This window comes from Butyrivibrio sp. INlla21, from assembly GCF_900116875.1.
Taxonomy (GTDB): domain Bacteria; phylum Bacillota; class Clostridia; order Lachnospirales; family Lachnospiraceae; genus Butyrivibrio.
This window is the reverse complement of record NZ_FPCC01000012.1, coordinates 1-13,186: the sequence shown is the minus strand read 5'-3', so window position 1 is coordinate 13,186 and position 13,186 is coordinate 1. Positions and strand designations below refer to the sequence as shown.

General features: G+C 44.1%; 12 protein-coding genes and 1 riboswitch. Of the genes, 10 read left to right on the top strand and 2 right to left on the bottom strand.

Going from position 1 to position 13,186, the window contains the following annotated elements:
- Nucleotides 1-79: 79 nt before the first annotated feature.
- Together BM377_RS08460 and BM377_RS08455 are read right to left on the bottom strand one after the other, a co-directional pair.
- Nucleotides 80-1,609 (bottom strand): FGGY-family carbohydrate kinase, encoded by a 1,530-nt coding sequence (locus BM377_RS08460; RefSeq protein ID WP_092246665.1) that lies wholly within the window; start codon nucleotides 1,607-1,609, stop codon nucleotides 80-82.
- Nucleotides 1,584-2,471, bottom strand: a complete 888-nt coding sequence (locus BM377_RS08455) for an L-ribulose-5-phosphate 3-epimerase (protein WP_207646907.1) — start codon at nucleotides 2,469-2,471, stop codon at nucleotides 1,584-1,586. The genes BM377_RS08460 and BM377_RS08455 overlap by 26 nt, the downstream gene beginning before the upstream one ends.
- 349 nt (nucleotides 2,472-2,820) lie before the next feature.
- Here BM377_RS08455 and BM377_RS08450 point away from each other — a divergent pair, with 349 nt between their 5' ends.
- From BM377_RS08450 to tnpA, 10 genes are all read left to right on the top strand, one after another.
- On the top strand, nucleotides 2,821-3,909 hold the full coding sequence (locus BM377_RS08450; protein WP_092246662.1) for an alcohol dehydrogenase catalytic domain-containing protein: 1,089 nt from the start codon (nucleotides 2,821-2,823) through the stop codon (nucleotides 3,907-3,909).
- Between the two features lie 71 nt (nucleotides 3,910-3,980).
- Nucleotides 3,981-5,441, top strand: a complete 1,461-nt coding sequence (locus tag BM377_RS08445) for an ABC transporter substrate-binding protein (protein WP_092246659.1) — start codon at nucleotides 3,981-3,983, stop codon at nucleotides 5,439-5,441.
- 88 nt (nucleotides 5,442-5,529) lie between these two features.
- Nucleotides 5,530-6,462, top strand: coding sequence for a carbohydrate ABC transporter permease (locus BM377_RS08440; RefSeq protein ID WP_092246656.1), 933 nt, complete (start codon nucleotides 5,530-5,532; stop codon nucleotides 6,460-6,462).
- Between the two features lie 12 nt (nucleotides 6,463-6,474).
- Nucleotides 6,475-7,299, top strand: coding sequence for a carbohydrate ABC transporter permease (locus BM377_RS08435; protein WP_092246653.1), 825 nt, complete (start codon nucleotides 6,475-6,477; stop codon nucleotides 7,297-7,299).
- A gap of 9 nt (nucleotides 7,300-7,308) precedes the next feature.
- Nucleotides 7,309-8,472 carry an ABC transporter ATP-binding protein gene (locus BM377_RS08430; RefSeq protein WP_092246650.1) on the top strand — a complete coding sequence of 388 codons (1,164 nt, stop codon included), beginning with the start codon at nucleotides 7,309-7,311 and terminating at the stop codon, nucleotides 8,470-8,472.
- The gene (locus BM377_RS08425; protein ID WP_092246648.1) at nucleotides 8,472-9,593 is read left to right on the top strand and encodes an ABC transporter ATP-binding protein; all 1,122 of its coding nucleotides are present in this window, start codon (nucleotides 8,472-8,474) and stop codon (nucleotides 9,591-9,593) included. Before BM377_RS08430 ends, BM377_RS08425 begins: the two co-directional genes overlap by 1 nt.
- A 174-nt stretch (nucleotides 9,594-9,767) precedes the next feature.
- Nucleotides 9,768-10,529 carry an inositol monophosphatase family protein gene (locus tag BM377_RS08420; protein ID WP_092246646.1) on the top strand — a complete coding sequence of 254 codons (762 nt, stop codon included), beginning with the start codon at nucleotides 9,768-9,770 and terminating at the stop codon, nucleotides 10,527-10,529.
- A 62-nt stretch (nucleotides 10,530-10,591) separates the two neighbouring features.
- A riboswitch (ZMP/ZTP riboswitch) is annotated at nucleotides 10,592-10,677 on the top strand.
- Nucleotides 10,678-10,817: 140 nt separating this feature from the next.
- Nucleotides 10,818-11,525, top strand: a complete 708-nt coding sequence (locus BM377_RS08415; protein WP_092246644.1) for an IMP cyclohydrolase — start codon at nucleotides 10,818-10,820, stop codon at nucleotides 11,523-11,525.
- A gap of 29 nt (nucleotides 11,526-11,554) precedes the next feature.
- Nucleotides 11,555-12,733 carry a phosphoribosylaminoimidazolecarboxamide formyltransferase gene (locus tag BM377_RS08410; protein WP_092246642.1) on the top strand — a complete coding sequence of 393 codons (1,179 nt, stop codon included), beginning with the start codon at nucleotides 11,555-11,557 and terminating at the stop codon, nucleotides 12,731-12,733.
- A 261-nt stretch (nucleotides 12,734-12,994) separates the two neighbouring features.
- A partial coding sequence (tnpA, locus tag BM377_RS08405) for an IS200/IS605 family transposase (protein WP_143104488.1) occupies nucleotides 12,995-13,186 on the top strand: 192 nt, incomplete at its 3' end.

Here is a 13,186-nt window from a genome sequence, read left to right as displayed (position 1 = left end):
AAGCCCTATTCGGGCACTACATTTATATGATACCTTATTTGAAAACTTTTTGCATCTTGTTTTATAAAGTGACTTACAATTATCCCCCAATTATCTCTTGCATGTCGCTCCATGTGCAGTCCAGCGCCTCGATGACTTTTTTGTATAAAAGATATTTCTTTTCATAGTCGTCATGAGCCCATGCTCTCGGAAGAACCGGCTCACTCATGCGGCACATGTGATCTGCTGCGTCCGTGACACTCATGTAGTCGCCAACCGCGGTGGCAACAGCAATAGCACAGCCAAGAGCTCCGGTCTCGTCAACATCGACTGTCTCTACGGGAAGATTCATAACATCCGCAAACATCTGTGTCCAAGCTTTGGACTTGGCAACGCCGCCCGCGAGACGGATCACTGCTTCCTTGGAATCTCTGGTGTTCATGAGTCTGTCAAGGTGCCATCTATGTGAATAAACAATACCTTCATATACGGCGCGCAGCATATGGTGTCTTGTGTGAGATGCGTCGAGTCCTACAAACGCTGCGCGCGCAAGAGGGTTAACATTGCTTGCGGTAAGGAAAGGCAGGAACACCGGAACAAAGTCTTTAGGTTCAAATTCTTCGCACCATTCATTCATGATCTCATAGATGCTGCGTCCGTTTTTCTTTGCTTCCTCTTTTAGCTCGGGAAGAAGCTGACGGATGAACCACTCGTTGTTTCCTGCGGAAGTGGGGCTTGATTCCTCGATAAGATAATAGCTGGGAAGACAGAAGATTGAATTCATCTGTACGCTGCCGTCGAGAACGGCTGTCTTACGAGGATATTCATTTATGCTCCAAGTGCCTGCGATCATGCAGATATTTTTGTCGTCTGTTACGTTGACTGCGAGTGCACAGGCGTTTATATCGAACATTCCTCCGATGACGGGCGCGCCTTCTTTTAATCCTGTCGCTTCAGCGGCTTCTTTGGTGATGTGTCCCGCGATATCTGTTGAGAGGCAGATGGGAGGAAGTGCGTCCCAGAGCTTTTCGATGCCGAATAGTTTCAATAATTCTTTGTCAAAAGAAGCGGTGTGAAGATTCATAAGTCCTGTGCCTGAGTAATCCGTGATCTCGGCTCTTGCTTCACTTGTTAATCTGAAACGAACGTAGTCCTTACATTCAAATATCCACTCGATGTTGTCCATGTTTTCAGGTTCGTTGTCACGGATCCATGCAAGAAGACATACCGGCTGACATGCCATGATGTGCTGGCAGGAGAGCTCAAAAGCTTTTTCTTCCGTTCCGTCTTTTTTCCAATCGGAATAGTATTTCCATGCGCGGTTGTCGGATGAGATGATACCTCTTCTTACGGGATGTCCGTCTTTTCCCCAGAGATAAAGACCTTTTCCGTGACCGCAAAGTCCGATTCCTGCAATGTCTGCGGGATCTATATTATTCTTTCTTATAAGCTCGCGGATAACGGTGCAGTTATCGTCCCACATCTGATCCATATCGCGTTCTACAAAATCGGGAGCCGGCGTAATTGCCGCGGTTGCGATTGATTCTACCGCAACCTGTTTTCCCTCTTTTGTAAAAAGAGCTGCCTTTGTATTTGTTCCTCCGTTATCTAACCCCAGATAATATCTCATTGTTTTCGGTTACTCCTTTCCGGTATTGTTCTTCTATATATTTCTTGGCGTTTGTGATGTATTCTTTATAATCCATGCCTTCCCGGTACCACATTTCCATCATGTACGGTCCGGAATAGCCCAAGTTTTCCAAGATATTAAGTTCTTTTGCAAAATCCACGCAGCCTTCTCCGAAGGTCACGCACTTGAATTTTCCTTCAAAGGTCGGAGTTACAGCCAAAGTATCTTTTAAATGAACTCCGACAATTTCATGGATTCCGAGCTCGAGTTCATGTTTTACATCGTTTCCCCAAGCCGTGAGATTTCCGAGGTCCGGATATACCGTAAACCAGGGGGATGGGATCTCATCTTTATATCTTTTGTAACGTGTGATGCTGCTCATAAGCTCCGTGTCCATGATCTCCATCGCAAGCATTACCTGATATTTCTCAGCAGTCCTTGCTGCGGATTGCAAGCCTTCCAAAAAGAGCTGTAAGCTTTCGGGAGTCGATTGTTCATAGTAAACATCGTAGCCCGCTAGCTGGATCACTCGGATTCCGAATTCTCTGCAAAAGAGAATTGCTTTATCCATAAGTTCATGTGCTTTTTCTCTTATAATGTGATCGGCGCTTCCGTACGGGAAACGGCGATGACAGCTAAGACACATGGAAGGTATGGGAACGCCGGTCTTTTGGATCGCGGCGTGAAGCTTTTCTTTTTCTTTTTCGGTCCAATCCAGTCTGTTTATTCTTTCATCTTTTTCGTCAATGGATATTTCAACATAGTCATATCCGAGGTCCTTTGCGGTCTGCAGGCGCTGTTCCCAATCCATTTCGGGCGGAAGTGCCTTTTCATACAAACCGAGTAAGTGATTGCCCAACATGGTAGTCTTTCCTCCTTACCTGATCAGCTTGAATATAATAATTTGATTTTTAACTCATTATATAAAATGCATTTATATAACGACTTTAATTTAACACAGATTTATTTCAAAATGCAATCCAAGATTAAAGGCAAAAGATATGAAAAGAAATTGCAGTTTTTGTATATTTTTGCTAAAAACACAAAAAGCGAAAACTTTTTTGATGTTTAAAGTTGACAAACGAAAATCCGAGTTGTATATTCGGTTTAGAAATTCGTTATAGAAAACGGTTTTACAAAACTGGAAAATGTGCACACGTTCCATAACTGCGATTTCTACATAAGACAACAGAATAGGAGGGAATTATAAAATGGCAGTTAGAGGAAGTATTCCAAAGACTATGAAAGCTTTGGTTGCTTACAGCAAGGATGACTACAGATTAGAACTTGCCTATCCGACTCCCGAGTGCGGACCGGACGATATCATAATAAAAACTGAGGCGTGCGGTATCTGTGCAGGTGATTTAAAATGTAAGCATGGGGCAGCGATGTTCTGGGGAGATGATGTTCAACCTTCTTGGGTAAAACCCCCTTTCATTCCCGGACATGAGTTCTACGGAACCATTGTTCAGATGGGTGAGAATGTTGAAGGATATGAACTTGGTGAAAAGATCACAGCGGATCAGATCGTTCCTTGCGGAAAATGTAAGTTCTGCAAAGACGGACATTATTGGATGTGTCAGCCACATGACATGTACGGTTTCATGTCATATACCAACGGCGGTATGGCAGAGTATGTAAGATACGGAAAGACATCTGTTATTTCCAAGCTTCCGAAGGATATGCCTTTGGAGCAGGCAGCGCTTGTTGAACCTTATGGTTGCTCCAAGCATGCGGTAGACAGAGCAGAGATTACCAATGAAGACGTTGTTGTTATTTCAGGCGCAGGAACACTCGGACTTGGAATGATCACATACGCAAGGATGAAGAATCCCAAGAAGCTTATCGTTCTCGACATGCAGGAGAACCGCTTGGAGATGGCAAAGAAATTCGGCGCTGACCTGGTATTTAATCCCGGTAAGTGTGATATAGATAAAGAGATCAAGGCTATTACAGACGGCTACGGATGTGACATCTATATAGAGGCAACAGGAAATCCGGCCAGCGTAATCCAGGGTCTTACTATAATAAGAAAACTCGGAACATTTGTTGAGTTCTCCGTATTTGGCAAAGAGACCACAGTTGACTGGTCTATCATCGGAGACAGAAAAGAGCTTGATATCAGAGGAGCACACCTTAGCCCTTACGCATATCCTTTTGTAATTGAAAACATGATGAACGGCAACTTAAAGACAGAAGGAGTAATCACGACAATCCTTCCCATTGACGAATGGGAGAAGGGATTCGATCTTGCTTCGGGACGCGAAGGGGATCTCAAGGTTGTACTTACCTTTGATTAAAATAAGCATGCGACAATGAAATAAAGAACAAACGACAAAATGCTAAAAGAAAAAAGATAAGGAGAGACAGTATGAGAAAGTTAATGTCACTTGTATTGGCAGCTACTATGGTAGCAGCAACGCTCACTGGCTGTGGGGTAGACTCACCTCAGACAGCTCCAACACCCGAATCTGACGGACAGCAAGCGGCACCTGCAACGGATTCCGCTACCCCCGAAGCAGCAGCGGAAGAGTTCGACTGGAAGAAGTTTGACGGAGAAGAGATCACCGTTCTTTTCAGTGAACATACTTATGCAGATGCTGTTGAAGAAAAACTGGATGAGTTTACAGAGAAAACAGGTATCAAGGTTAATTATTCTTCAATGCCCGAAGGAAACTACTTTGAGAAACTTAATGTTGAACTTAGCAGCCATTCAGGATCTATCGACGTTTTCATGACAGGTGCTTACCAGTCATGGGAATATGCTACAGCCGGAAATCTTGAACCTCTTGAGAAATACATTGGCACTACACTTACCAGCCCTGACTGGGATTACGATGATTTCATTCCTGCGGTTATCGATGCTCTTAAGTGGGATCTCGTTCCCGGACATGCTGTAGGCTCCGGCTTCCAGTGGGCTCTTCCTATGGGATGGGAAGTAAATATCCTTACTTATAATAAGAGAATTCTTAATGAGAAGGGTATTGAGCCTCCCAAGACAGCCGAGCAGCTTCTTGATGCCGCTAAGGCTCTTAAAGAGTTCGACGGCAGCGGTTCTTACGGACTTGCAGTTCGTGGTCTTCCCGACTGGGGAACAATCCATCCCGCATACATGTCAATGTATTCAACATGGGGTGCTAAGGACTTTGAAATTGAGAACGGCAAGCTTGTAAGTAAAGTAAATTCTCCTGAAGCAGTTGCAATGACTGAGTACTGGGTTGACCTTGTAAAGAACGGTAGTGCACCTCAGTGGGCAACATACGGATGGGAAATGTGCGGAGCTGACCTTGGAGCAGGAAAAGCTGCTATGATGTGGGATGCAGACAGAGGTGGTTACACTCAGAATACACCCGGATCATCTAACGAGGCCGGAAACATGGCATTTGGTATGGTTCCTTATCCCGAATCTGCAGGCAAGACAGAGGCAGATATGAAGTCTAACCTTTGGGTATGGTCAATGGCTATGAACGCTGATTCAACCAAGAAGGAAGCTGCATGGTACTTCATGCAGTACTTCACAAGTCCTGAGTTTATGCTTTGGTCAGGCGTTGAGAAGGCTTGCACAGATACCCCTCGTACTTCTGTACTTAACAGCGATGCTTACAAGCAGTCTGTTGCAGGTGCTGAAGGATACTACGAGGCCTTCTCCACAATATCTAAGAATGCAAGTATCTTCTTCACAGCTCAGCCATACTTCACAGAGACAACAACTGAGTGGGCTAAGACCCTCCAGGATCTTGTAACGACAGATAAGTATTCTTCCGTTCAAGAAGCTATGGATCAGCTAAAGGTTACGATGGATGAACTTGTTTCCGATCTTGAAGTAGAGTAATCTGAAAAAGAAGTAAAAAACTAACACAAAACGCACGGGGGAGGCAATTTTCCCCCGTGATGTTTTGAATAATGTATGAGGTGTAGACATGACCGCAAAGAACAAGAGCAACGGTAAATCCGAACTGAACAAAGTGCCGTTTTCGACACGTTTAAGACCCTATTTGATCGTTGCACCTTCACTCATCATTACAATCGGAATCATGGTTCCCTTTGCAATGGCAATTTGGTATTCACTTACTAATTATTCTTTTAAACTTCCCACTCACAAATTCATAGGTATAAGCAACTGGGTAAGCATGTTGGGAGACCCTGCGTTCTGGGGAGCAGTAAAAATTTCATTAATGTACGGTGTCATTTCCACGGTATTGGAAATGCTTATAGGTCTTGGAGTCGCTATTTTACTTAATAATTTGAATAATGGGCTTTCAAAAGTACTTCGAGTTCTGCTTGTTTTTCCGCTTATGATCGCACCCGTTACGGCGACGATCGTATGGCAGCTTATGCTGAACAGTTCGGTAGGTATTGTTGAAAAGCTTTTGAATATATTCGGCGTATACAACTTCCCTTGGGCTGCAGCACCGGGAACGGCTATGCTGACGGTAATTATTATAGACGTATGGATCAATACCGCATTTATTATCTTGCTGGTTCTGGCAGGACTTCAGTCACTTCCGAAGTCACCTTTCGAATCGGCACTTATAGACGGAGGAAGCGCATGGTTTAACTTTACAAACCTCACACTTCCGATGCTTAAGCCAAGTCTTTACATTGCACTTTTGTTCCGCTTCATGGCGGCACTTCAGGAATATGCGATAATCTTTGCGCTTACAAAGGGAGGCCCGGGAAACGCGCTGATGTCTCTTTCACTTACCGCATATCAGAAAGGCTTCAAATTCCAGAAGTTTGGTGCGGCAATACCGTTTATTCTGGTTCTTTGGCTTATTATCAACATTGCCGCAAAACGTATCGTAAACTTACAGCGTACTGCACAGAAGCAGGCCGCAGGTCTGGAAGAGTAAAGGAGGAGCAAGATGAAGACAGGAAAACAGAGAGCACTATATGTGCTTCAAAACTTCTTACTTATCGTATATGCGATATTTGCGCTCTTCCCTCTTATTTGGATGGTGCTTATAACTTTTAAGTCAGATACGGAAGTATTTACAACAACATTTTTGTTCCACCCCACACTTGCAAACTATCAGGAAGTACTTCTTCGTTCCAACTACGCAAGATACATCCTTGACAGCGTTATAGTATCGGGCGGTGCGGTTTTGGTATCGGTGCTCGTAGGTGTCCCTGCGGCATATGCGCTTGCAAGATACAATTTCCCGAGAAAAGAAGAATTGGCATTCCAGATTCTTTCTTATAAATTTGCACCCGAAATATTGGTTGTTCTGCCACTTTTCATGATCTACCAAAAAATCGGTCTTTATGACAGCTATGTGGGCCTTATATGGGTTTACCAGCTAATATCACTTCCTCTTTTGATATGGGTTGTCCGCGGATATTTCGAGGACATCTCGGTAGAGATTGAATATGCGGCTCAGGTCGACGGTTACAGCTGGTACCAGATCTTTTTCAAGATGCTGATTCCTCTGATCAAGCCCGGTTTGGTTTCGTCAGCGCTCCTCGCCTTTATATTTGCTTGGAATTCCTTCACTTTCCCGCTCATTCTTTCAAGCAACAAGGTGTACCCTGTAACCGTTGCGATCATGAAATACTTAGGTACCGACAGTGCTCACTATGGACAGCTTGCGGTTGCTTCAACAGTATCGGCTCTGCCTGCTGTGATCTTTGCACTTTGCATTCAGAAGCATCTCGTTCGTGGACTCAGCTTTGGTGCCGTTAAAGGTTAAGGAGGACTTATGGCAAGAATACAACTTGAGAATGTCAAGAAGGCCTTCGGCAAAGTTCAGGCACTTGATGGAATCACAATTGACGTTAAAGATAAAGAGTTTTTTGTATTGTTCGGACCTGCCGGCGCAGGAAAGACAACTATTTTGAATTGTATCGCGGGAATAGCAATGCCGGATGAAGGCGTTGTTAAGTTTGGCGATGAAGTAATGAATCTTACGGATCCCGCACACCGCAATGTTGCGATGGTTTTTGAAAACTATGCGCTTTATCCGCAGATGACCGTATATGACAACATGGCATCGGCTCTTAGAAGTAAGCTTTACAAGACAAGCGAAGAAGAGATCGCTGAAAGAGTTAAAAATGCAGCCAAGATAATGAAGATGGAAAATCTTCTTGAGAGACTTCCGAGCCAGCTTTCAAACGGACAGAAGCAGAGAGTGGCAATGGGACGAGCTCTTGTTCGTACTCCCAACGTATTCCTTATGGATGAGCCTTTGGCGCACCTCGATGCCAAGCTTCGTAACTCAATGCGTACAGAGCTTAAAGAGATGCAGGCAAACCTGGGATCGACATGTATCTATGTAACACATGACTTTATGGAAGCAATGGCGCTTGGCGACCGTATCGCCATTATCAATAAAGGACAGATCGTTCAGATAGGTACAGGTGATGAGATCTACTACATGCCTTGCAATGAGTTCACCGCGCAGCTTATGGGCGAGCCTCAGATAAATATCTTTGGAGCAACTATAGCTGCAACCAATGACGGCTTTGATGCCAAGGTGAATGTATGCGGCGAAGAGGTTACTCTTGAGCTTCCGAAGGATGAAAGAGTTTATTCCATGATAAAAGAGCAGGGTATTATCCGCTGCGATATCGGAATACGTCCACAGAATGTCAAATACTCTTTTGAACCTAAGGAAGGTTATTTCAGAAGCACAGTATACAGCTACGAAAGTATCGGAAATAAGTCCGTTATCGTTGCGGAGTGCGGAGATTATCAGCTGCGCATGATAGCGCCCAACGGTCTGAATGTTCAGATTGACAGTGACGTTTATATTAAACTCGAAATGGATCATATAATCCTCTTTGACTTTGAGAGCAAAGAATATATAGTTCGTTACGATGAGGCAAGCTTTATTGCACTCGCTGCATCAAAGGAGGAAGAATAATGGCCGGATTAACACTTAATCATCTTTATAAAAGATATGATAATTCAGGTAAAAAGAAAAAGATCAAGAACGATTTTGCGGTAAAAGACTTAAACCTTGTTTGTGAACAGGGCGAATTTGTCGCATTACTCGGTCCTTCCGGATGCGGAAAAACAACAACTCTGCGAATGATCGCAGGACTTGAGGAGATTACTGACGGAGAAATCTATATCGGAGACAGACTTGTAAACAAGCTTCACCCCAAGGACAGAAATATCGGACTTGCATTTGAAGATTACGCGATGTATCCGCCTCTTAACGTATACGGAAACGTTGCGTTCAACATGAGAGCAAAAGGCGTTCCGAAGGATGAGATAGACAAAAAGGTTCGCGAGATCGCTCCTCTCATGCAGATAGACGACCTTCTTGATAAGATGCCCGTTAAACTTTCGGGTGGACAGAAGCAGCGTGTTAATATCGCAAGAGCCATCATCAGAGAGCCTGAGCTTCTTCTTATGGACGAGCCTTTATCTCACCTTGACGGTAAGGCACGTCAGGCAATGCGTACCGAGATCAAGCGTCTTATCAATAAGATCAAATGTACAACGGTTTACGTTACACACGATCAGCTTGAGGCTATGTCACTTGCGGATAAGATCGCCATCATCAACTTCGGTGTGCTTCAGCAGTTTGGAACACCTACGGAAGTTTATGACGATCCCGCCAATGAGTTTGTTGCATCCTTCATCGGTGAGCCTCCAATGAATATTTTGGAGACTACGATCATTAATAAAGACGGAACTTTCTTCTTTACATTCGAGGATTCCAATCTTCAGATCGCAGTGCCGAAGAGATACTACAGTGTTGTAAGTGACGGCTTCTGCTGCAAGATGGGCGTTCGTCCTATGGACGTTCTTATCGGCGGACCCGATTCACAGGGAACTTCCGAAGAGATCGCTACTTTTGAGAATCTCGGAGATGAGAGAAGAATAGGTGTCCGCGTAGGTGACGTGCTCATGATGCTTATCACGGAAGATGAGAAGCGCTACAAGAGAGGCGACGTTATAAAGCTCGAAGTTCGCGAAGAAAAGACACACCTTTTCGATATCGAGACCGGTGATCGTATTAGAGAAAAGAACTGATAGGGAGGAATTGTGATGAATATAATCTTAAGCGTAGCTTCTATAGTATTACTTTTGCTCCTTGCTTGGCAGATCTGGGGCTCTGTATGGAATATCATCGCTATCGTACACAGCTTGTTCAAGGAATAATATGGAGTTATTATTTTAGAAAAAAAGAACAAGCGGAGATATCAGATGTTAATTGAGAAAATTATTGAAGTTGCAAAAGATGCGGGAAATATAATGGTCAGTGCGAAACGTCCCAAGGTTATGGAAAAAGAGGGGCACGCCAATTTTTGCACCGAGACTGATGAGAAGATTCAGGCTTTTTTGATAGAAAGACTTAAGGAAGTCCTTCCCGAAGCGGCGTTTCTCGGAGAAGAGGACGGACAGGATGTCTTTTCGGAAAAAATGAGCAGCGGATATTGTTTTGTTCTCGACCCTATCGACGGAACAAGTAATTTTATTTTTGAATACAGACCTTCTGTGGTTTCGATAGGTCTTTTAAAAGACGGGAAACCATATATGGCTGTAGTTTATAACCCTTACGATGAAATGCTTTTTTCCTCTGTTATTGGACAGGGCGCGTACATGAATGGTGAAAAGATCATGTCCTCCAATGCGCCCCTGTCCGACTCCCTGGCGGTATTCGGAACGGCTCCGTATTACACTGAGCTTAGGGACAAGTCGTTTGAGATGGCAAAAGAGCTACTTCCTAAATGCGTAGACCTCAGAAGATCCGGTACGGCTGCATGGGATATGTGCTGTACGGCGCTTGGAAGAACGAGCTTATATTTTGAACTTAAGATCCAGCTCTGGGACTACGCCGCAGCTGCGCTTATCGCATCGGAAGCAGGCTGCAAGGTTACGGATATAGACGGAAATCCGCTTTCCTACAGGGGCGCAACTTCATGCCTTTGTATGGCGAGGGGAGTTACGGAAAATCCGTTTAAGTAATCATATAAAAAATCTTTGGTGATTTTTTACATTGATTTTTTTTAAGCAAAAGTGTATGTTATATGTGTCCATACAACTGGCGGATAAGTGGGTAACCACGAGGGAGTATGGAGAATAATAATGAATGTCGACCGCCTGGGCAACCGCTTTTTGTGGTTTCCCAGGCGGTATTTTTGTGCAGAGCACTTAGCGAGGTATTGTCGAGCTTAGTGCGAGCCACACATGTTCACTTAACGAGGTTTTTTCGAGTTTAGTGAAGCATGTGATTCATTTAAATGGAGGACAGATATGGTTAATTTACAACAAGAAATCTCACGCACCACTTACCCCGGAAGAGGCATCGTTATCGGCCTTACAGCTGACGGCAAAAAGGCAGCATGCGCTTACTTCATCATGGGAAGAAGTGAAAACTCAAGAAACAGAGTATTTGTAGAAGACGGTGAAGGTATCCGCACTCAGGCATTCGATCCTTCCAAGATGGAAGATCCCAGCCTTATCATCTACGCACCCGTAAGAGTTCTCGGTAACTCAACTATCGTTACCAACGGCGATCAGACAGATACAGTTTACGATCTTATGAAAGAGGGCAAGACTTTTGAGCAGGCTCTTCGCACAAGAGAGTTCGAGCCCGACGCTCCCAACTACACACCTCGTATTTCCGGCATCATGAACGTAGAAAACGGCAAATATGATTTTGCAATGTCAATTCTTAAGAGCAACAACGGAGATCCTTCTTCTTGCCATAGATTTACATTTGCTTACGAAAATCCCAAGGCAGGCGAAGGCTATTTTATCCATACATATATGAAGGACGGAAATCCTCTTCCCAGCTATGAGGGTGAGCCTACACTCGTTAATATCGAGGGAGATATCGATACATTCACAAATAATGTATGGAACGCACTCAACGAGGACAATAAGGTTTCATTGTTCACAAGATTCATTGACATCGAGACAGGTAAGTACGAGTCAAGGATCATCAACAAGAATAAATAATTATTTGTAGGATAATAGGAGAAAACGGTATGAACGAAATAGAACTTAAATACGGCTGTAACCCCAACCAGAAGCCTTCCAGAGTATATATGGAGGACGGAAGCGACCTTCCCATCAAGGTACTTAACGGAAGACCCGGATACATCAACCTTCTCGATGCCCTCAACGGATGGCAGCTTGTTTCAGAGCTTAAGAAAGCTACAGGACTTCCCGCAGCTACATCTTTCAAGCACGTATCACCCGCAGGTGCTGCTGTAGGAACACCCCTTTCCGATATTGAGAAAAAGATCTATTGGGTAGAGGATCTCGGTGAGCTTTCACCTCTTGCAAACGCTTATGCAAGAGCACGTGGCGCCGACAGAATGTCATCATTCGGAGATTTCATCTCACTTTCGGATGTCTGCGACCTTGATACTGCAAACCTTGTAAAAAGAGAAGTTTCAGACGGAATCATCGCTCCCGGCTACACAGATGAGGCCCTTGCGGTTCTTAAGGCTAAGAAGGGCGGTAACTACGCTGTTATCGAGATTGATGAGAACTATGTTCCCGCTGCTATCGAGAAGAAGCAGGTATTTGGCGTAACTTTCGAGCAGGGACACAACTTCATTGAGATCGGTGAGGACATGCTAACAAACATCGTTACAGACAACAAGGAGCTTCCTGAGTCAGCTAAGATAGACCTTATCATTGCACTTATCACACTTAAATATACACAGTCCAATTCTGTTTGCTACGTTAAGGGCGGACAGGCTATCGGTATCGGAGCAGGACAGCAGTCAAGAATCCACTGCACAAGACTTGCAGGTTCCAAGGCTGACAACTGGTTCCTTCGTCAGGCACCTCAGGTTCTTAATCTTCCTTTCCTTGATACCATCAAGAGACCCGACAGAGACAATGCCATCGATCTTTATATCGGTGCTGATTACATGGATGTTCTTGCAGACGGCAAGTGGCAGAATATCTTCAAAGAAAAGCCTGAAGTATTTACAGAAGAGGAAAAGAGAGCATGGCTTGATAAGAACACAGATGTTGCTCTTGGTTCAGACGCATTCTTCCCCTTCGGAGACAATGTTGAGAGAGCATTTAAGAGCGGCGTAAAGTACATCGCTCAGCCCGGCGGATCTGTTCGTGATGACAACGTAATCGAGGCAGCAAACAGCCACGATATGGTCATGGCATTCACAGGACTTCGTTTGTTCCACCACTGATTATGTCATCTTTAGAAGATTTAATAAGATAAAAAGACCTCAGATTTTTTTATCCAATGTCATTAAGTTAAGAGGGACTTTAAAAGATCTCTGCATCAAAAATGATGCAGGGGTCTTTTTTTGTATCGGCGATACAAATAAACCACCTGCTATGCAGGTGTGTCCCCAGAAAGCTTTAGCTTCAAGTAAAAAACCCCCAAGGTATATAATGAAGTGCAGGTTCGCCAACCGCACAAAATAATACCTAGGAGGTATCCATAGATGGATAAAAACAGTTTAGCACATACAACATGGGAGTGTAAGTATCATATAGTATTTGCTCCCAAGTTTCGTAGAAAAGTAGTATACGGAAAAATAAGAGCAGATATAGGGCATATACTAAGTGAGTTATGCAAGCGGAAGGGAATAGAGATAATTGAAGCCGAAGCATGCCCGGATCACATTCATATGTTT

Excerpts from the sequence above, each read along its gene's own strand:
- BM377_RS08460 (WP_092246665.1), bottom strand. The coding sequence starts at position 1,609 with ATGAGATATTATCTGGGGTTAGATAACGGAGGAACAAATACAAAGGCA.
- BM377_RS08455 (WP_207646907.1), bottom strand. The coding sequence starts at position 2,471 with ATGTTGGGCAATCACTTACTCGGTTTGTATGAAAAGGCACTTCCGCCC.
- BM377_RS08415 (WP_092246644.1), top strand. The coding sequence starts at position 10,818 with ATGGTTAATTTACAACAAGAAATCTCACGCACCACTTACCCCGGAAGA.
- BM377_RS08435 (WP_092246653.1), top strand. The coding sequence starts at position 6,475 with ATGAAGACAGGAAAACAGAGAGCACTATATGTGCTTCAAAACTTCTTA.
- BM377_RS08430 (WP_092246650.1), top strand. The coding sequence starts at position 7,309 with ATGGCAAGAATACAACTTGAGAATGTCAAGAAGGCCTTCGGCAAAGTT.
- BM377_RS08425 (WP_092246648.1), top strand. The coding sequence starts at position 8,472 with ATGGCCGGATTAACACTTAATCATCTTTATAAAAGATATGATAATTCA.
- BM377_RS08440 (WP_092246656.1), top strand. The coding sequence starts at position 5,530 with ATGACCGCAAAGAACAAGAGCAACGGTAAATCCGAACTGAACAAAGTG.
- BM377_RS08445 (WP_092246659.1), top strand. The coding sequence starts at position 3,981 with ATGAGAAAGTTAATGTCACTTGTATTGGCAGCTACTATGGTAGCAGCA.
- BM377_RS08450 (WP_092246662.1), top strand. The coding sequence starts at position 2,821 with ATGGCAGTTAGAGGAAGTATTCCAAAGACTATGAAAGCTTTGGTTGCT.
- BM377_RS08410 (WP_092246642.1), top strand. The coding sequence starts at position 11,555 with ATGAACGAAATAGAACTTAAATACGGCTGTAACCCCAACCAGAAGCCT.
- BM377_RS08420 (WP_092246646.1), top strand. The coding sequence starts at position 9,768 with ATGTTAATTGAGAAAATTATTGAAGTTGCAAAAGATGCGGGAAATATA.